Genomic DNA, 20,063 nt, shown 5'->3' with positions numbered 1-20,063 from the left:
AATCAATTAAATTATTTTAACCATTACAATTATTTTGATTAATATAATTATGATAACTCTATTATTTATATAATTCAATAAAATGCGCTAAAAGATTAATAATTACTATGGAAGCTTTAATTATAATGTGCTATTATATAGCCTGTTTTTCATAATACTAATTATTTATAAGGAGGTTCTATGTTTCAGTCATTCGAAGCTAAACACCCTAAGTTCTATCAGGTGTTCAGGCTTTTTATTATTACATTTGCATCAATATTATATGCGTGGAATTTGCGCTGTTTTGCTAAGACCGCAGGACTTTTCCCTGGAGGATTTTCAGGACTTTCCCTGCTTTTACAGGAAATAATCATTAAGTTCTTACATATAACTATACCTTTCAGTATATTTAATATTGCACTTAATCTTTTTCCTACTTATATTGCATTCAAATACATCGGAAAGAAATTTACCATTTACTCAATTATAGTTATATTTTTATCAAGTATATTTGTGGATATTCTTCCACCTTATGTATTCACTAATGACGTGCTTTTGATAAGCGTGTTTGGTGGAATTATCAATGGATTTGCAATAAGCTTATGCCTTAACGCTGGTGCAACAACCGGTGGTACAGATTTTATAAGCATATTCTTATCACACGAAAAAGGAATAGATGCCTGGAACTATATTCTGCTTGGAAATGTTGTAATGCTTGCTATTGCCGGTGCTATGTTTGGCTGGTCAATCGCTCTTTACTCAATCATATACCAGTTCTGTAGTACTCAGGTTATCCAGTGGTTATATAAGCGTTACAAGAAGGAAACTCTTTTTATTATCTCAGACAAGTCTGATGAAATATACCAGATTATTAAAGAAACTACTCATCACGATGCTACTCTATTCAAGGGAGTTGGCTGTTATGAAGGCAGGGAAAAGACACTTCTTTACTCTGTAATTCATTCAGAGGCAACAAGACAGCTTATACCGCTTATACGAAGTGCTGATCCTCACGCCTTTATAAATATAGTTAAAACCGAAGAACTAGATGGACGTTTTCACGATATCCCTCACGATTGATTATCTCCACTCAACATCTCCAGCTTCAGCTACAGCCTTTCTTAAGCCAGCAAGACGATTAATCGCTTCATTAAGTGTATCGTCCTGCTTGGCAAAATGAAATCTTATAAGATTATTTACATCTTCCCTAAAGAAGCTTGAACCCGGTACTGCCGCAACCCCTACATACTGTGCCAGCCATTCACAGAACTTCACATCATCTTTTACTCCAAATTCACTCACATCAACAAGCACATAATAAGCACCCTGTGGGTCTGTATATTTTAAACCAAGCTTTTCTAAACCGCCGACAAATACCTCTTTCATATGTGCATAATGTGCCGCAAGTTCATCATAATACTTGTCATCGAATTTCAATCCAACTGTTGCGGCTTCCATAAGTGGTGCGGCCGCACCTACTGTAAGAAAATCGTGTACCTTCTTAACCCTGTCGATTATTTCAGGATTAGCAATTACATATCCAAGTCTCCAGCCTGTAATAGAATATGTCTTTGACAATGAATTACATACGATAGTTCTTTCTCTCATTCCGTCAAGTGCCTGCATATATATATGTTTGTTAGGTGCGTACACAATATGCTCATACACTTCATCTGTCACAACATAGGCATCATATTTCTTTACGACATCTGCTATTGCAGTTAATTCCTCGAATGTAAATACCTTTCCACAAGGATTTGACGGATTGCACAGGATAAGTGCTTTCGCTCCCTGTTTAAAAGCATTTTCTAACTGCTCAATGCTAAATGTAAAATCTGGTGGAACAAGTGGAACATATATCGGTTCTGCTCCTGAAAGAATAGTATCTGCACCATAATTCTCGTAAAATGGTGAGAAGATTACTACCTTATCCTTAGGATTGGTAATGCTTAACATTGTCGCCATCATAGCCTCTGTACTTCCACATGTAACTACAATCTCTGATTCAGGGTCAACCTTAATTCCTGAAAAATGTTCATATTTGGCAGCTATTGCATCTCTGAAATTCTTAGCTCCCCAAGTCAAAGCATACTGATGAGGTCCTTCACTTGCAACCTCTGACAGTCTGTCTGTTATCTGCTTAGGTGGGTTAAAATCTGGAAAGCCCTGTGATAAATTCACTGCACCATATTTATTGGCTATTCTTGTCATTCTTCTTATAACAGAATCTGTAAAATCTTTCGTTCTCTCGCTTAATTCTTTCATAATCTGCTCTTTCTTCCAATTACCGGATATTTAATCTTTCCACAGTAACAAACATATATTGTACTGCCTTATCAGTATAACATACTTTTATCATATGTTAATAGTATATTACCTAGATTGTGTGCATTATTGTGCAGTTATACACTATTTTTTATATCAATAATGTATAATTACTTCTGTGCTTCTGCATATAATCTGACATATTGTTTAGAATTTCATACTATACACTTTAAGGTCAACTTTCCCATTAACTACTTCAATCCCTTCTGCCTTAAGCAGCTGCTCCTGTTGTCCTGCACCGCCAAATGCAAATGCACCCGACAGTTCTCCCTTGGAATTAACAACCCTGTAACATGGTATATTATCTGGGTCAGGATTTCTATGAAGTGCATTACCTACTGCTCTTGCCATTCCTTTATTACCAGCAAGCTCCGCTATCTGTCCATAGGTCGCAACACAGCCCTTAGGTATTTTCTTTACCGCTTCATATATCCTTTTTGTTGGATTATCAGTAACAAGCTCGTAGCTTTCCTTAATCATTGTCTTAATAGCATCATCTGGCACTGAACCATCAAGAATTATTGTGTTCCAGTTCTCCTTGTTCTGGTGCCATCCGGGAATTACCGATTTGAAAGCACTTCTCCAGTAATCTCTCCATTCTTTATCTGCCTTCACATTAAGATTAACGTATCCGTCTTTCTCATATATCCATAAAAAAGCCTTCTTGCTGCATTTAACCCTCACTAACTGCCAGTTAGTATCGCGAAAAGGTGTTTCTACATATGTATCAGGAAATGCCAAGCCATAGTCCAGTGCTTCTTTTCTGCTCTGCATAACTTTCCTCCCTCCTTATTTAATCAATGTATCTGTTGTTAATTTAAAAAAACTGTTTACAGTTCATATTATTAATAGTATTCTGCGTTGTCAGATTAAATATTTAACCTTATAACCACAGTATAACTTTTAACATACTCACTGTAAACAGTAATACATTATTTGATATATTGAACTGTTAATTATTAACTGCCTTACCTTCTGCAAAGCTGTTATTGGCAATCATACCATTTTCTATATCCAAATCTGCCTCTTTGCTGTCAAGCTTATCTGTCATTATAAATAACACAAGTCCTGCCGCAAACAATAACACTATCATAGACACACCGATATTAATGCTTCCAAATATCTGAGAAGCCGCACCTACAACCAATGTTCCCAAAAAAGAAGCTCCTTTTCCGCATATATCCATAAGTCCGAAATATTCTCCTGACCTTTCAGCCGGTATTATCTTTGCAAAATAAGAACGTGACAACGCCTGTATGCCACCCTGAAACATGCCAACAAATATAGCTAATACCCAGAACTGCCACTGGCTTTTCATAAATACTGCAAATACTGTAATTCCTATGTACGCTATTATGCAGGCAGTTATAAGACGTCCTGTGCTGTATTTTGAGGCAAGCCTTCCAAATATAATAGCAAATGGAAACGCTACAAGCTGTGTAACAAGAAGTGCCAGAAGCAGCCCCGTTGAATTAAGTCCAAGTGCTGAACCATAAGCTGTCGCCATATCTATTATTGTATACACGCCGTCAATATAGAAGAAAAATGCTACAAGGAACAAGAATATTTTCTTCTGCTTTACAACTCCACAGAGTGTATCCTTAATTCTTACAAAGCTTTCCTTTACTGCGTGTGGCTTTCTTTCAACATAATTAATCTGCTTATAATTCTTAATAAGCGGAACTGTCATTAAGAACCACCATAAAGCTACTATTACAAATGATATGAGCATTGCCGCACTCAGAGAAATTCCTATTTTATTGTATCCTAATACAAAGATAAGGCTTATAATAAATGGAATACAGCTTCCAGCATATCCGTAAGCGTATCCATTTGACGATACAATATCCATTCTTTCATCAGTTGTAACATCTGACAACATCGAATCATAAAATACAAGACTTGCAGAAAAACATACCTTAGCAATAATAAATACAACAAGAAATGATATCCACGAACCTGTAATGCCCATTGCCACACACGCAAGACAGCCAGCTATTACACAACCTGAGAATATAGGCTTTTTAAAACCTTTCGTATCTGCGAGCGTTCCAAGCACCGGTCCTAACACTGCTACAATCAGTGTCACAATAGAAGCTGCATATCCCCAGTATGCAAGATAATCTACTGATGATATTCCTGCATTTTCTGCAAGATAATTAAAATATATAGGTAATATCGTAGACACCATAAGAATAAATGCCGAATTACCAACATCATATAATATCCAGCCTTTTTCATTAGTTGTAAGCTTAAATCTGTTATTGCTTTTACCCCTCATACTGCACCTCTTTCCTTATAAAGCTTTCCACACTCTGAATATTATCCGATATACACTGTTTCTGATTATTATCACAACCTTCTATAAGAACCGAACCAAAGCTATAATTAAATGCTTTATCCAGCTCACAATCATTATTTAAAAATCCGTCGAATTTAATAATTGACTGATATGCCGTGTTCTTCGCGTGTCTGTATAACGATAACAATTTCACCGTGCTGTCATTGCACGCCTTATTCTTATGGTAATTCACAATCAAGCCGTGCATTTCCTTATAATTGCCTGATACCTTAAGTAAAAGATATATAAACCAGCGTTTTATATGCGATGGTGCAACAAGCAGATTGTTGTAGGAAATCATTCCTTCAAGTGCCTTTTTCACGTCCTGCATAGTTGTATCTGGATAAAATTCACTTATTACCTTTGCATTCTCCTCTGACGGAATAATATGCCTTACCAGCGACTGTGTTATTGGATTTTTCTTATCCATAATCATAAGTTCCCTGTCAAACTCAACTTCTATCTCGGCGTGCGATATTCCGCTTTCGTTTATCTTATCCTCAATATAACCATGACAGCTTACATCAAGTGCAAAATGGTTAAGCACCCCATAAGTGTAAGCCAGATATGGCTCTCTGTTATTCTTTCCTGATATTACTTTTCTTGCTCTCTCAAAGAATTCCTTTCCTGAATGTCTGTGCAGTTCATACCCGATACTGTTAATTGCATTGGACTTTAGTGGCTTATAATAAAATAAAATGTCCGGACCGTGTAACCCTATAAGATATAATTGTGGGTACTTTTCAACTATCTTTTTCTCATTACCGTCCAGCATTGTACGCACCTGCTGTCCCATTCTATAATGTGCATATGTTGATGGCATATCTTCCTCCCGTTATTACAAAAAAATCCAGTGATATAAATAAACCTTTAATATTGGTTCTTTATATCACTGGATTATATTACTATACTGTAAATTCCACTTCATAATCTTTTTAAATTTGTGTAAATTACTGTGTAATATTTTTAAATTTCTGACTCTCTCATTATACTATATTAAATTATTAACGAAATGTAGTATGCTATTGATTTAAAGCGGCAGTTATCTCATCATACTATGTTAAATTGTTAGTAAATCTTATAAATGCCTCTCTTCCCTTTTCATCTGTCTTGTATACACCTGCACACTCAAGCACCTGAACGAATACTTTGCCAATCTCTGATTTTATTATCTCATCAACGTTGCCCCTGGTTATATCATAATTATCTTTCCAGCTTTCAACCCATTCTGCGTGCTTTTCAATCTCGCTTATTAAGCGGATAGCTTCATTATTTAATAGTGCATTTTTTAAAATACCCATTTCCTTATCAAGACGTGCCGGAAGTATTGCCATTCCCATAACTTCAATAAGTCCGATATTCTCCTTCTTGATATGGTGAAGGTTAGCTGACGGATGGTACACACCCCAAGGACACTCCTTAGTCGTAATATTATTCCTTAATACAAGATCCATCTCGTAATTATCAGCTTTTCTTCTACATATCGGAGTTATCGTATTATGCTGTTCACCATCTGTATTGCAGTATATGAAAGCTTCTTCATCAGTGTAGCCTCTCCATTTGTATAATATATAATCGCAGGCATTAACAAGACTTTCTTTATTATTACTGCTGAGTCTTATTACCGACATAGGCCAGTTAAGAATTCCCGCCTTGACATCACCGAACTGCCCCATATCAAATGTATACACATACTCTGCCCTTGCCATAGGAAACTCATATGCACCACCCTGAAAATGGTCGTGGCTTAATATTGAACCACCTACAATCGGCAGGTCAGCATTAGAACCTAATGTGTAATGAGGAAATTTCTCTGTGAACTCGATAAGTTTCTTAAACGTACTCTTATCAATCTTCATAGGTATATGCTTGTCATTAAACACTATGCAATGTTCGTTATAATATACATATGGCGAATACTGCATATAATATTTCTCGCCGCTTAATTCAAGCGGTATAACCCTCAAATTCTGTCTTGCAGGATGTGACAGCGTACCGGCATAACCTTCATTTTCCTTACACAAAAGGCACTTTGGATAACCACTTGCCGTCATCTGTCCCTGCTTGATTATATCCTTCGGGTCTTTCTCCGGCTTTGACAGATTAATCGTTATATCTATAGTGCCATATTCTGAATTGTACTTCCATTTCTGGTCCTTCTCAATTCTGTCACAGCGTATATAATTACAGGCTTTATTAAGCTCATAGAAATAATCTGTAGCAAACTTAGGACTATTATTATAAAGCTCCTTAAAATGCTTTCTCACAACAGAAGGCATTGGAGTAAGTACACCCATTATCTTAGTGTCAAATAAATCCTTGTTAAGCTGGGTATCTTCAATAAGTCCGTCATTTATGGCTGTTTCAAGGCAGTCTGAGAGAATTTCGGCTATTCTTCTTGTGATATGCTTCTTGCTCTCAACATCACCCTTAATTGCCTCACTGTCTGTATCAAGTCCGATTTTTTCAAAGACTTCCAGCAGTCTGTTAGTTACATATATCTTGTCATCTTCTTCTATCAGTTCATTCATTAAAGCATAATTAACAAGCTCTAATATAAGACCGTCTATATCTTTCATATTATTCTGACACCTCCGCAATGTCTGATTTGTAATATCATACTTGCACCATCACCGAATATCTTATCCATATTTCTTCTGTATTCATCTACTGCATTATCTTTAACAATTGCAAGTATTGTTCCTGCAAATCCACCTCCATGAACCCTGCATACTCCATTACTGTATACACTATTATCACCTAAGAATATTTCACTCATCATAAGTCCAAGTGAAACGCCCTGATTGGCAGTATCTTTGGTTGAATATATATTTTGAAGATATTTGTAAGATGAATCACCTGACTTTGATACCAGCCTTAAGAATTCATCAATATTTCCAGATGTAAGAGCATTTACTTCATTTTCTACTCTCTCATTTTCCTCTATAAAATGAACTGCTCTTAGTATGCACCTGTCACCGAACTTCTCCTGTAGTTCTTTAAAATTATCAAGTATATCCTTTAATGTAATGCCACGAAGAACCTCCTGTCTGAAGTAACCGGCAACCGCGTTCATCTCCTGACGGATATCTGCATAATCATCTGTCAAATCCTTGTGTGAGCCTTTAGTATCAGTTATACACAGGCTGTAGCCGAATTTTTTAATATCCACATCAAGCTTATTAACAACTGGATTTTCCTTATTATTAAAGTCAATATAGACCATATTGCCAACCGAACACGCCATCTGATCCATAAGTCCACAAGGCTTGCCAAAATACTCATTCTCTGCCATCTGTCCGATAACTGCAATATCTTCTGCTGATACTTTTCCAGCATTATAAATATGTGACTGTATTGTTCCTATAAGTGTTTCAAATGCCGCAGATGATGAAAGCCCTGCTCCCATAGGCACATCACTTGTTATAAACGCATCAAATGCTCCTGTCTTAAAACCTTTTTTCTTAAAGCCGGCAGTCACACCTTTAACAAGTGCCTTAGTTGTTGAGTATTCTTCCTTGTTAATATCCGTGTCCGATAATGACACTTGTATCATTGGATAATCGTCTGACACAATTCTTATAATTCCGGCATTAACACCACTATGCCCAGATAAACTGCCTTCCTCTGACACACTCTCCTTGGAATTCACTGGTCTTACCACTGCGATAATATCCAGATTAACAGAAGCTGCAAGAACTTTTCCATTCTGGTGGTCTGTGTGGTTACCGCCAATCTCACTTCTTCCCGGTGCACTGAATATAAACACATCTCCTTCACCATATAACTGTGTGAAGCGGTTCAGAGCATTAATATATCTTTTCCTCTGGTATTCAAGCTGGCTTTCATCAATATATAGATCCTTTAATATATTATCAATACCGCCCGAACTAATTATGTCACTGCTTATCATCTTCTACCTCTTCCATAAAGTATAATCTTGCTGCAAAATCTTGAAAAAATCGGACATTCTCATTATAGCCTGTTGCACTGAATGCCTGCTTTAACTTGACACCCGAATACATAAGTGTATCTCCATAAGCTATGTAATCTTCTGTTTCACCATCCATTTTCTTAAGCTTTGACAGTATATCCTGTAACATAGAACCCTGCTTGATATGTATTGGCGATACCATATTAACAAGCTCACCGAATTCTTTAATGTCATATTGAAGCTTTCTGTTGTAAAAATGGTATTTCTTAGCTTCATCAAGACCTTTAGCCCTGTAACAGGCATACTGTGTGTTAGGTATAACGTGTTTTTGCATAATTAATCCGACAGCTTTCTTCTTATCCGTTGATACTACTGTCCATTCTGCCATATTGCCTTTACCATTATTTAATACACTGGCATTACCTGCATTTTCTTCTTCAAAGCTTTCTGTTCTGTAAAATGTACCAGTAAAGAATACATTTCTTAACTTCTTGTACAGTTCAATCTGACATTTCACAGCATTTAATTCCTCTTTATTCATATCACACATATTACATTCATAGCCAAGAAGCCCAAATGCTGCAACTGCAAATCTGCTCTCTAACGGCATATTTCTTAATGTCTGATGATTAGGGCTTGCCGATACGTGGGCTGAAATACACGATAACGGATAACCATAGCTGTAATTATACTGAATCTGTGCCCTGCAAAGCGCATCTGTATTATCACTTGCCCATATCTGCGGAAAATAGCATAACATTCCCAGATCAAATCTGTTGCCGCCTGCCGCACAGCCCTCAAATAATATGTCAGGAAATCTATTAGTAAGCTCTTTCATACATCTGTACAAGCCGCACACATATCTATGCGATACTTCCTTCTGCCTGTCAGGTGGCAGATTTTTAGAATAATAATCACTGAATATTCTGTTCATATCCCATTTTACATAAGATATATCTGCTGATGAGAACACCTCACTCATCTTCTCAATTATATAGTCCTGAACAGCTTCATAGGTCAAATCAAGAATTCTCTGATTCCGTCCCTCTGAATGTTCTACATCTGGTATTTCAATTACCCATTCAGGGTGTGCCTCATATAATCTGCTGTTCACACTCACCATCTCAGGCTCAACCCATATTCCAAATTTAAGCCCGGATTCTTTTATCTTATCAGCGATGCCAGCTATTCCATTTGGAAGCTTTCTGCTATTCGGTGTCCAGTCGCCTAATGAACTTGTGTCGTCATTTCTCTCGCCAAACCAGCCATCATCCATAACGAACAGTTCAACACCTGTATCCTTAGCCGCCTTTGCAAGCTTCACAAGCTTTCTTTCATTAATATTAAAATATGCCGCTTCCCAGCTATTAATAAGAACTGGTCTTTCCTTGTCGCGCCAGCTTCCACGCACAATATGCTTTCTTACAAACTCGTGCATATTATGACTCATCCTGTTATAGCCTTTGTATGAATAGGTAAGCACTGCCTCTGGAGCTTCAAAGCATTTTCCTGCTTCAATAATATAAGAAAATGTAGCTGGATTAATTCCCGATACAAGCCTTAATTTACCATATGAATTAACCTGTGCCGCTTCATAATGATTGCCGCTGTATATAAGATTAAATCCATAACATTCACCATAATCTTCTGTCGTTGAACTTCTTCCTATCATAAAAAAAGGATTAGCTCTGTTTGATGATGTTCCTGTGACCGACTCATTTACATACTTACCGGCACGAATGGGTATTCTGCTTCTATTCATCTCCCTTGCCCACGCACCATTAAAAAAAGACAATTCATAATCACTCTCGTTTAAATCAAGCTGCATACTCATTAATCTTTCAAGCCTTACGCTCTCATTTCCTGAATTAACAAGCTTGGCACTTCTTGTTATAATGTCACATTTTTCATATACATAATAATGAAGCTCCAATGTGAGATTATAATTCCTGTCCTTAAGATAGATGACGAGCTGTTCAACCTCTCCATTATCATCATAAGACCCCGGAAGCGTATCGTATTCTTCCTTGCCCTGTATAATCTCTGCCCTGTCAAACACCATATCCGTTGTACTGCTTCCATTAGGATATGTGACTTCGATAAAAGGCTCTCTTATATCGCCTTTTCCCAATGATGACATTTCAAGGCACACATCTTCCAGCGAATAAGACGAATAATCTTTATTGTATACATTAGTATTACCCGGAATAAATGTATGCTTCTCTGTCATCACAGCCTCATTGGCGTGTAACTTTCTTCCATAATACAAATGCTCCAACTGCCCGCTTCCAAGCACGGCAAACGCATAAGATGTATTGTCAGTATCAAGCACATACATATTATTATTAATCGTTATCATTAATGGCTCTCCTTAATTCTTTCCGATATCTCTTCCATTTTCTGCTCTGTTAAAATGTACTTTCTGTGGAAGTAAAATACTGCAATAAGCAGACCTATTACCGGAATTACTGTCATTGTCATTCTAAGTCCTACTACCGAACCACCAGCCACAGCATCTGTCACCACATCTGTATTACTGCTTAACCTGCATACTGAAAGGCATATTGACACAACTAATGCGGCTATACCTGAAGCAAGCTTTACAACAAATGTCTGCATTGAAAATATAACGCTCTCATCTCTTCGCTTATTCTTAAATTCGCCATAGTCAACCGTATTCGCCAGAAATATAGTCGTTAAGACTAATAACATTCCATTTGCTGCAAATATGAAAAATGCTGGAATAAATAAAATAAACACACTCGACATTGATGTGAATATAAGAATAAATAAAACTATATAACCAGCAATAGCCATAACAAAGCTTACATAAAATATCTTTATTGTGTTCAAAAACTTTCTAAGAAGCGGAAACAATACCATCATTGATAATATCTGTATTGCACCACCAAATGTATTAAATAGTGTATAGCCGTTGTACCAGTCTGCACCGCCAAAATCATATTTAAAGAAATATATGACAAGGTTAGAAGTTATGTACACAGATGTATTAATAAGAACAATTGTTATAACTACTGTAACAGCCTGATCATTCTGAAAAAGTGCCTTGAACATCTGCTTTACTGATACTGTTTCAACATCAACTGTTGATTTTTCCCTAATATTAAAGCAGGTAATAAGTATTGCAGCAAAGAACAGTATTGATATTATAAGTGCAAACCATTTAAAACCTGCATATTCATTGCCCTTTCCAAGCATATATACACACTGCATTGTAATAATTGTAACAAGTGCTGAACCTACACCTGCACAGGAACGTGCCATTGTTGACATATTCTCTCTTTCCTTGCCGCCCTCTGTAAATGCTGGTATCATTGACCAATAAGGAATATCCATCATTGTGTAAGTAACGCCCCACAAAACGTAAGTTACTGCGGCATAAGCAACAAGTCCGCCGCCATCAAGTGTTGGTGGTGCAGAAAACATCAGAAACAATACAACAGCATTAAGCAATGTTCCAATAAACAGCCATGGTCTGAACTTTCCCCATCTGGTTCTTGTCTTTGCAACAACTACACCCATTATAGGGTCGTTAAATGCATCAAATACTCGTGCCGCAAGAAGTATAATCCCCATTGCTATCGCACTAACCCCAAGTATATCCTGATAATAATACAGAATATAACTTGCACAAAACATATAAACCATATCTTTGCCAACTGCACCTATGCCATAAGATGCCATTTCTTTCTTATTAAGCCCCATACGCTACCTCTTTTCTTTCTATATGTCTGATTTCTTCATATTTTTTAAGTGTCTGATTACTGCACGCCGTATTAAATGTCTGATTTCTTCATATTCACTGCTAATTTGACAGCCTCATATGCACCATTATATATACCCATCTGTTTATTCTTCTTTATGTTCTTACACATATCTATAATGTATGTATCATCTTCCATAAACAGCTTTATCATCTGTAAAGTATGAGGTATATCCCTGCACTCAAGTGTTCCGTCACCTATCTCTGCTGAATGGACTGCACCCCACTGTTCGTGTCCGCCAACTCGCTTTATAAATAACTTTGGCACTGGATAGAATGCTAATTCACTTGGTTTGGTAACAAGCACATCTGCACTTCTCATCAAAAGGTTAGTACAATACACTGCCTCAAATATATTCTTATGATAAAAGCCGTGGATACCTGTTATATTATCAGATGTGTCTTCACTTGAATTATCTGCTGTAATATTCTTAGAATTATCATCTCCATTGTTATCTGTCACTACATCAGAATTGTTTATCTGGCTGGCTGATAATGCCTTCGTGGCAAATGCCTTCGTATCTTTCCAGTTGTCAAAATGCTCAGTTGCCAGTTCTCTCATCTGTGGGATATCTCTTATAAGTTCGTCCCATACATTTTTATAATCACCAACATTAACGTATAACACTGCCTTATTCTTCTTAATATAAGGAATAAGGTATTTAATTATATGGGCAAATATCTCTTTCTGTGCACCTGCACCACCAATTGTAAGCAGAAATCTCATAGGCTTTCCGTTCTGTTTTCTTGCTATTCTTGCATTGCAGTCAGCCTCAATATTAGTTACAAGCTCGTGGTCGATATAATGTCCTGTGTATACAAGACTATCTGCTGGCATTTCATTTAACACCTTAATGCCGGACATTCCATTAAGTATCCTGTAACCCTGATAAGCATAATGTGTCTGGACTGTATGAATACTTCCTTCTGACAAATGCAATGCCATTGGCCAGTTATCCGGTATTGCATTAACAACATTTTTCATACCTGCGTGTACTGCCGCCTGTGCCGGCCATACATGAGTTGCAATAACCGGAATATTCTTAGGAACATTCTTATATACAGGTGCCATAAGCTCTGCATTCTTCTGGTCTGAAGCGTTATAGGAAAGCTTCCTGAAACCCTCGTAATTCATTGGTTCCCACACCAGTCTGTTAAACAGCCTGCTCTTTTGTGATAACCTTGAACCAAGCGAATACAGGTCGTTCTGCGCCCTTATAACTTTAGTACAGGTTGTATTATCGTAAGAATTAAGATCCATCCAGTAAGGAACATATCCAAGTGCATTAGCTGCTGAAGCAATCGCCATTGATATTCTGTAATGTCCAAAACCCATTCTTATATTGCCAACTATAATACCTTTATCAGTATCAAATTCTTCTTTATTACCGTTAGATACGCTTGCAGGCTTATCTGCAACCCTCACATCATACACGCCAAGCATATCACCTATGTATTTGTTCTTCTTTATTGTCACCTTATAGTCGGCATTGCTGTCATCACCATATTTTCTTGCGTATTTTTTTTGGAATTAATAGCTTTTCTATATGCCTTTCTATCAATTTCATTGTTAAATATAACCTTTGATTTGTCCTGCATTATATATTCCTCCTTTTTATTTTCAATGACTTTCCTTAACTGCCACGCCATCTAATAATATTCCCACAATCTCATCAAGTCCCTGTGTATATGTCATTCCTGCCCTTATAAGAATGTCTCTTTGGAAAAATTGTTCTATTGATGCCTCCATCATCATCTTAAACATCAATACATTAACCGGTCTTATCACTTCTTCCTCAATCCCCTGTTCCAAAAGCTTAATCGTTGTCTCCCATCCATTCTCCAGACGTTCTTCAACGTGTCTGTATATCTCCGGGAATTTGTCCTTTAACATATATAATTGTCTTAAATCAATATCTTTATAACTCTCAGGCATAACTCCAAGAATACGTCTTATCTTCTCAATTGTTGATAATGTATTATCTTCAATTATCTCTGATTCGCTCTCTTTAATCGTGTCAAACAGATAATCTACCATCTCCATAAACAGAGTGTTCTTATCTTTAAAAATTGTATATATTGTCTTCTTACTCATTGCAAGAATAGATGCAATATCGTCCATTGTAAATTTAAGGCCTTTTTGATTAAATGCCTGTATCGTTGCCTGTAAAATCTTCTCTTTATTATTCATAATGCTCCTTTTAATGTTGTGTATCAGTGACGCTTATAAAACAAAAAATCAAGGAAACTATTTCTTCTGTTTTAGTTTCCTTGATTGTATCACATTATTTTATTGGGTACAATTGCTATTTTTGTATAATAATTTCGAATATTTTTAGTAGTATTGTACAATTTATTGTATATTTTGCAATATAGACCGATATATTTTTAACACAATAACGCATATAATTGAAAATATCTGAATATTATCATCTCTATTTCCTATATCTTTTAAATCTTCTTTTGATATAAATGGATTACGCTTATGACATTTAACAAAATTAGCTAACGGATCAATATGATCTGCCTCACCCGCATTATTCTGCCAATTATCACCGTACGTTTTCTTAGCATCACTTTATTTTTTCTTAACTAATCCAGTTTTTTCTGTAATGTACTGATCAATTTCTCAATAACAATTGGTTTGGTTAAGAATCCATCCATACCGCATTCCAGTGCTTTTTTCTGTCCTCATCAAATGCATTTGCAGTCATGGCAAAAATGTTGATTCCAGCCAGTACCGGATCATTCAGAGCGCGTATCTGCCTGAATCTGGCCAATAGCAGTCATCAAGGTATCTCTGATATCTGACATGAACATTGGTTTTGCACAGAAAGCAGTCTACAATATTTTTTATTACTTCCTCATTAGGTGGAACTCACCATAAATCATACATTTTCATTGTTTCTCTATCTCGATATTCATGCTTCTCATAGTATCCAATCAGCTTGCCACTATCTCTAAGTGCCACCATATATACATCTTTATTCTGCTTCTCATTATGAAATGTATACACAATATTATGGCTTTCGTCCTGTGCAAACCATTCTGTCACCTGTCTTATCTTTTCCTGTGATTCCTTATTATGACATTCCAGCAAGCTTCTGCCAATCAGCTTGTCTCCGCCACGCTTTCCATAATTAACAACCGCAGCAGGATTCATATATATTATTTCATGATTAAGATTGCATATAACGACTGCGGCTCTATCCTGATCTATGATACTTTTAAAATAACTTATATTAATCTCATTATGGTTCAATCTACTTTTTAACTCCAAAATATCATGCTTTATTTGTTCAATGACTATCTTAAATTCCTCATCGCTTTTTCCAGTTGGATCTTCAAGTCCCCAATTATCATCAAATGGTCTGCCTATAAATGGACACCCTACATTACATCCCATTGATATTGCAATATCCGGATCTGGAATATCACTAACCAGCTTACTGAACTGTCCTTCTGCTTCCATATCCATATTATATAATTCCTTCATAATACGGACAGCATCCTGATTAATCTGTGGTTTTGTTTCTGTACCCGCCGAATAACTTTGAAACACATCTGATGCCAGATGTCTTCCAAAAGCCTCAGCAATCTGACTTCTACATGAATTATGAACACAAATAAAAGCTACTTTTACATTACTCATAAAATGGACACCTCTCCTTTATACATTGCTCATTAAAATCTGTGAATCCACATTGCATTTGTTCATATTGCAATGTTACTCCATAATGAGCATTCACATAATCAATACCATTCTTAAATGCTATCATTGCATCTCTCTTGCAGCATCTTGGTCCGTTTATGGTTCCTAATTCTCCAATTGCTTTCGAGGTAAACTGCATATGATTTCCCCATGTTCCATCCGTTGAAAGCGGACCTGTTCCGTCGATGATTGCAAGTGCAGCACCTATAGATGTGATTGCTCCGCATATTCCCCATAAACCGCACATTGCCCCCGGCATCCTAAGTCCCTCTGCCATCAACCTGTCCAATGCCTGTTCTAAGTCAATCTCTCCTCCTGCGTTTTTGTAGGCTACAAGCAAACTTGCACCATCTAATATATGGTGTTCCGGTCCATGAATACTGACATATTCCTTCTTTGCTATCTGTTTAAAAATAACAACCGGATTTGTTCCCTGTTCTTTCTTTATATCTTTTACAATCAGTTCTGCTTTTTCTCTTACTGTCATAGAAAACTTCCTTTCGTCTTATTTACAATTTTTACAAGTATTAACAGGATTCCCCCTCTAACAACAGCTATCTTTTTTGTCACAGCATGACTCACACGTCAAACTGCCAATAGAATCTTTGAATTCTATTAAAGTTTCACAATTCAAGGAATAATGGTGCCATTTGCCTTCTTTCCGGTCATTAACCAACCCACACTCCACCAGTATTTTCATATGATGAGATAATGTAGGCTGAGTAATACTAAATCTTTCCAAAAGCCTGCATCCGCATTTTTCTCCATTTGACAACATCTGCACTATTTCCAGCCTGTTTGAATCTCCAAGTGCCTTGCATATTAAAGAAACATCCGCTAATCTCATTTCATTCACCTCGTATTGATAATTATCTATGTATAAAATTAGCATATACATAGATGAATGTCAATGTATTTTCGTGAAATAAAGTTCTACATTTTCATGTACAGCTTTACACCTTTAATTCCTTTGAATTTATATCTATAATTTCAACATTCATATAATCTAAGAACCTATTGATAAATAAGCATCCGCGGAAGGATTTTAAATTTTAATTTTTTTGATTATATGGAAACAGCAGATAAATATTTTTGCTGTTTCTATTTCTATATAATTTTTAATTATTTTTTTCGTGATCTTATTAATGGATAATTTTTGTTATCCATCACCTAAATCATATCACATATATAATTTAATACCACTCTAATTATAACTAAATTTGCTCAGACCAATAACTCCTATTTCCATCTACTCAATCCCCATCACATATCCAAACATATACCATCAATAAATCCTATTCACAATAAAATAACTGTTTCGTACTCTTAGGTTTATCAGGAATACTCATTTTTAATATTCCTCTTTCAACTAATGGCATAACATATTTTTTCATAACATATGACACTGAATTTATACCTAAATAATGACAAATTTCATTTCTTGTTCTAGGTGTCTTACAGAATATAATTAAATTTTTCTCTTCGCTGCTTTCAATCATTTTATTATATTCATTTTCTTTGTATTTATATAATTTAACTATAAAGCAGCCCCTTTCGTCCAAGAATTCTGGTTCAGGTAAATTATATTCACGCATTGCCCTTCTTATAGTAGGAATACCTGAATATCTATTTTCTGTAATTTTCAACACCTCTAGTTCTGATGCAATTATTGGATTTCTCGTGTCTGATTGTACTTTTCCCAATTGGTCTATTCTTATTCTTCCATATATTCCATCTGGATTTCTAATCTCTATTCTATTTTCAAACATAATAATCTGTATAGGCATGCCTTCTGTATGAATACTATAATCACGATGCACTAATGCATTAAGGATAGCTTCCCTAATAGCTATAATTGGATAATCTGTACGGTCTTTACGTTTTCCTGTTTCAGAGTCAACTATTATATACAAGAAACTTAAATTATATTCATTAATTTAATATAATTTCATCTTTATAGCCAAGCTAACTAATCAAACAACTTAAATATTTCAGTTGTTAAGAATCCAGTATCATTCTCAAAGCAACTTTAGATGTGATATTCATAAAGTGGGAATAATCAACTTTTGCATAGGAACATGCGTGGTAAAAGGTATTGAGGGATTTTGTGGTAATCCCAGACAAAAAGTGCTGATATAAAAATCGAATGGAATGTACAGATTCCAATGTTAGTATTGATAAAACGAGTAAAAACAAAGTATCTGCTGTTGGAGCAGAAAAAGTTTCAAAATAAAATGTTTTAGAGCAAACTCATTATACATCAGAAAGCCCTGTACGATATTTTTTTATGAAAAAGTTGTAAAGTGGTGTAAAGATTAATGATCTTTGTATTGGCACCGAAAATATATTTATTTCTCCGCGGCTTTTCTTCCAGGATGGGAGAGTGCCGCGGAGAATTTTTTGCGAAGAAAGAATTGTTATAGCTTTTGTAATTCCGGGAAAACCTTTATCTAAGAAAAAAATACAATATTAACATGAATATCATGAATATAATATTGGAGGCTGTGAATATTCCCAAATATTTCCCTCTCAGATTCCTGTTTTCTTTTGCAATATATTTGAAACTTATCAGGCTTGCCATGGATGCAATCAGAGTGCCGAGACCTCCAATATTGGTTCCGACAATTAAAGCCCGGTAATTATCTGTAAAGCCGGATAAAAGAAGCGCAACGGGAACATTGCTCATAATCTGACTGGCAAGAACAGCAGTAAGTGTTTCCCTTCCTGCCATGATTCTTTCCAGAAAACTGCTGAATTGCGGAATCCTTCCAAGGTTGCCGATAAAAATAAATAATGCGATAAAGGTGGCAAGCAGGGAGTAATCCACCCTGCTTATATTTTCCCTGTTTCTTAGCAGCATATATATAAGAACCAATACAAGAGGAATCTGGTATGGAATGATACGTGCAACAGTGAGCAGGCAGATTGTAAATAAGATCATGTAAGCGGCCAGGTATTCCATGTTAAGTTCTTTTCTGTCAGAGAATCCCAAAAGAGTTTTATCTTTTTCTAAACCGCATACGTGAGGTGCTTTGGCAGCGGCTACCTGTATCCATATCAGAAGAAGGATAAGTGCTGTGGCGGAATATGGAAGCATCAGGGTTATTAATTCTGCCGCGGACATCCCTGCTCTGGCATATAGATAAAGGTTCTGCGGATTTCCGATTGGTGTGAGCATGCTTCCGAGATTAGCAGCGATTGTCTGCATGGCTACTATTTTAAGAAACCAGTAATTGCCCAGTTCCTTTGGCAGTTTATGCACTATGATCAGTGCAAGAGGAACAAAAGTAATCAATGCCACATCATTGGTGATCACCATTGACAGGAAGAAACATAAGAGTACCAACAGCCTGATCACACCCACAGTTCCCGATGTTCCCATCAGCAATTTTTGAGCAAGTATATCAAAAACACCAACAGCCTTCAAACCAGCTACAATTGCCATCAAACAGAAGAGGAGCCCGAGAGTCCTGAAATCGATATAAGTAAAATAAGCCTTATCCGGTCTGACCCAGAACATAGAAAGAAGCGCCAGGATCACTGCAATTGACAAAACGGTTTCTTTCCTGAAAAAAACATATAATTTTTGTAACATCAATATTTCCTTTCCGGTCTGATACGACTGCGTATAAGTATATCACAGAAACATCCAGAAAAAAAGAATATCATTTTGTATTGTGGATTGTGTTTGCGATTACTGCCTCATTCCTGTATAACACCACTTTACAACTTTTTCATAAAAAAATATCGTACAGGAGTTTCGTTTTGAATTAAGTCAGGGCATTCGTTTTGTGATAATCAATAATTACCTTGCCTTTTATACGATTGATGAAGAAAAACAGACTGTAATCATCGTTTGTTTTCTCTATCAGAAAAGTAACTGGACTTCCATTCTTCGACAGATTTTTCCCCTCATTTAATCATTACAGCAGTCACCAAATTCTCGTGCAAGCATGGATTTTGGCTCGTTGCTCACATAAATTCAAAA

The 20,063-nt window shown here is 36.2% G+C and carries 15 protein-coding genes and 4 pseudogenes; 2 read left to right on the top strand and 17 right to left on the bottom strand.

Annotated features, from left to right (window positions below; genetic code table 11):
* Window positions 1-180: 180 nt before the first annotated feature.
* Entirely contained in the window at window positions 181-1,059 is an 879-nt protein-coding gene (locus tag WMO42_RS00280) for a YitT family protein (protein WP_022503018.1), read from the top strand.
* Here the strand turns inward: WMO42_RS00280 and WMO42_RS00275 are convergent, their stop codons facing one another.
* The 17 genes and pseudogenes from WMO42_RS00275 to WMO42_RS00195 form a co-directional block, all read right to left on the bottom strand.
* On the bottom strand, window positions 1,060-2,244 hold the full coding sequence (locus tag WMO42_RS00275; protein ID WP_055175755.1) for an aminotransferase class I/II-fold pyridoxal phosphate-dependent enzyme: 1,185 nt from the start codon (window positions 2,242-2,244) through the stop codon (window positions 1,060-1,062).
* 207 nt (window positions 2,245-2,451) lie between these two features.
* The gene (locus WMO42_RS00270) at window positions 2,452-3,078 is read right to left on the bottom strand and encodes a methylated-DNA--[protein]-cysteine S-methyltransferase (protein WP_349191246.1); all 627 of its coding nucleotides are present in this window, start codon (window positions 3,076-3,078) and stop codon (window positions 2,452-2,454) included.
* Between the two features lie 178 nt (window positions 3,079-3,256).
* Complete coding sequence (locus WMO42_RS00265; RefSeq protein WP_349191245.1) at window positions 3,257-4,585, bottom strand: MFS transporter; 1,329 nt, start codon at window positions 4,583-4,585, stop codon at window positions 3,257-3,259.
* Window positions 4,575-5,468, bottom strand: coding sequence for a zinc dependent phospholipase C family protein (locus tag WMO42_RS00260; RefSeq protein ID WP_022503022.1), 894 nt, complete (start codon window positions 5,466-5,468; stop codon window positions 4,575-4,577). The genes WMO42_RS00265 and WMO42_RS00260 overlap by 11 nt, the downstream gene beginning before the upstream one ends.
* Before the next feature lie 232 nt (window positions 5,469-5,700).
* Complete coding sequence (locus WMO42_RS00255) at window positions 5,701-7,224, bottom strand: UDP-glucose--hexose-1-phosphate uridylyltransferase (RefSeq protein ID WP_349191243.1); 1,524 nt, start codon at window positions 7,222-7,224, stop codon at window positions 5,701-5,703.
* Window positions 7,221-8,558 carry a galactokinase family protein gene (locus tag WMO42_RS00250; protein ID WP_349191242.1) on the bottom strand — a complete coding sequence of 446 codons (1,338 nt, stop codon included), beginning with the start codon at window positions 8,556-8,558 and terminating at the stop codon, window positions 7,221-7,223. The genes WMO42_RS00255 and WMO42_RS00250 overlap by 4 nt, the downstream gene beginning before the upstream one ends.
* Window positions 8,545-10,938 (bottom strand): alpha-galactosidase, encoded by a 2,394-nt coding sequence (locus WMO42_RS00245; RefSeq protein WP_349191240.1) that lies wholly within the window; start codon window positions 10,936-10,938, stop codon window positions 8,545-8,547. Before WMO42_RS00245 ends, WMO42_RS00250 begins: the two co-directional genes overlap by 14 nt.
* The gene (locus tag WMO42_RS00240) at window positions 10,938-12,305 is read right to left on the bottom strand and encodes a glycoside-pentoside-hexuronide (GPH):cation symporter (protein ID WP_116443597.1); all 1,368 of its coding nucleotides are present in this window, start codon (window positions 12,303-12,305) and stop codon (window positions 10,938-10,940) included. Before WMO42_RS00240 ends, WMO42_RS00245 begins: the two co-directional genes overlap by 1 nt.
* A 71-nt stretch (window positions 12,306-12,376) precedes the next feature.
* Window positions 12,377-13,962: pseudogene (locus WMO42_RS00235) on the bottom strand (hypothetical protein).
* A 22-nt stretch (window positions 13,963-13,984) separates the two neighbouring features.
* Window positions 13,985-14,554 carry a TetR/AcrR family transcriptional regulator gene (locus WMO42_RS00230; protein ID WP_022503028.1) on the bottom strand — a complete coding sequence of 190 codons (570 nt, stop codon included), beginning with the start codon at window positions 14,552-14,554 and terminating at the stop codon, window positions 13,985-13,987.
* A 401-nt stretch (window positions 14,555-14,955) separates the two neighbouring features.
* A pseudogene (locus WMO42_RS00225) lies at window positions 14,956-15,204 on the bottom strand (hypothetical protein); the annotation flags it as partial.
* 37 nt (window positions 15,205-15,241) lie between these two features.
* Window positions 15,242-15,625 carry a PAS domain-containing protein gene (locus WMO42_RS00220; RefSeq protein WP_278320336.1) on the bottom strand — a complete coding sequence of 128 codons (384 nt, stop codon included), beginning with the start codon at window positions 15,623-15,625 and terminating at the stop codon, window positions 15,242-15,244.
* Window positions 15,623-16,015: pseudogene (locus WMO42_RS00215) on the bottom strand (arsenate reductase ArsC); the annotation flags it as partial. The pseudogene WMO42_RS00215 and the gene WMO42_RS00220, both read right to left, overlap by 3 nt.
* On the bottom strand, window positions 16,008-16,562 hold the full coding sequence (locus WMO42_RS00210) for a DUF5714 domain-containing protein (protein WP_055306364.1): 555 nt from the start codon (window positions 16,560-16,562) through the stop codon (window positions 16,008-16,010). The pseudogene WMO42_RS00215 and the gene WMO42_RS00210, both read right to left, overlap by 8 nt.
* Before the next feature lie 57 nt (window positions 16,563-16,619).
* On the bottom strand, window positions 16,620-16,922 hold the full coding sequence (locus WMO42_RS00205) for a metalloregulator ArsR/SmtB family transcription factor (RefSeq protein ID WP_082437091.1): 303 nt from the start codon (window positions 16,920-16,922) through the stop codon (window positions 16,620-16,622).
* Between the two features lie 448 nt (window positions 16,923-17,370).
* A complete protein-coding gene (locus WMO42_RS00200) occupies window positions 17,371-17,862 on the bottom strand; it encodes an ATP-binding protein (RefSeq protein ID WP_278320335.1) in 492 nt (163 codons plus the stop codon).
* A 659-nt stretch (window positions 17,863-18,521) separates the two neighbouring features.
* Window positions 18,522-19,670, bottom strand: coding sequence for an SLC13 family permease (locus tag WMO42_RS00195; protein ID WP_055306363.1), 1,149 nt, complete (start codon window positions 19,668-19,670; stop codon window positions 18,522-18,524).
* A 178-nt stretch (window positions 19,671-19,848) separates the two neighbouring features.
* On the opposite strand from WMO42_RS00195, the pseudogene WMO42_RS00190 reads away from it, so the two are divergent.
* Window positions 19,849-19,995 (top strand): annotated as a pseudogene (locus WMO42_RS00190) (type II toxin-antitoxin system RelE/ParE family toxin); the annotation flags it as partial.
* Window positions 19,996-20,063 lie beyond the last annotated feature (68 nt).

Origin of the sequence: Lachnospira sp. CLA-JM-H23, assembly GCF_040096425.1 — a bacterium.
In the GTDB taxonomy this organism is placed as follows: Bacteria; Bacillota; Clostridia; order Lachnospirales; family Lachnospiraceae; genus Lachnospira; species Lachnospira rogosae.
The sequence above is the reverse complement of the archived record's forward strand: the minus strand, read 5'-3'. Positions and strand labels throughout refer to the sequence as shown.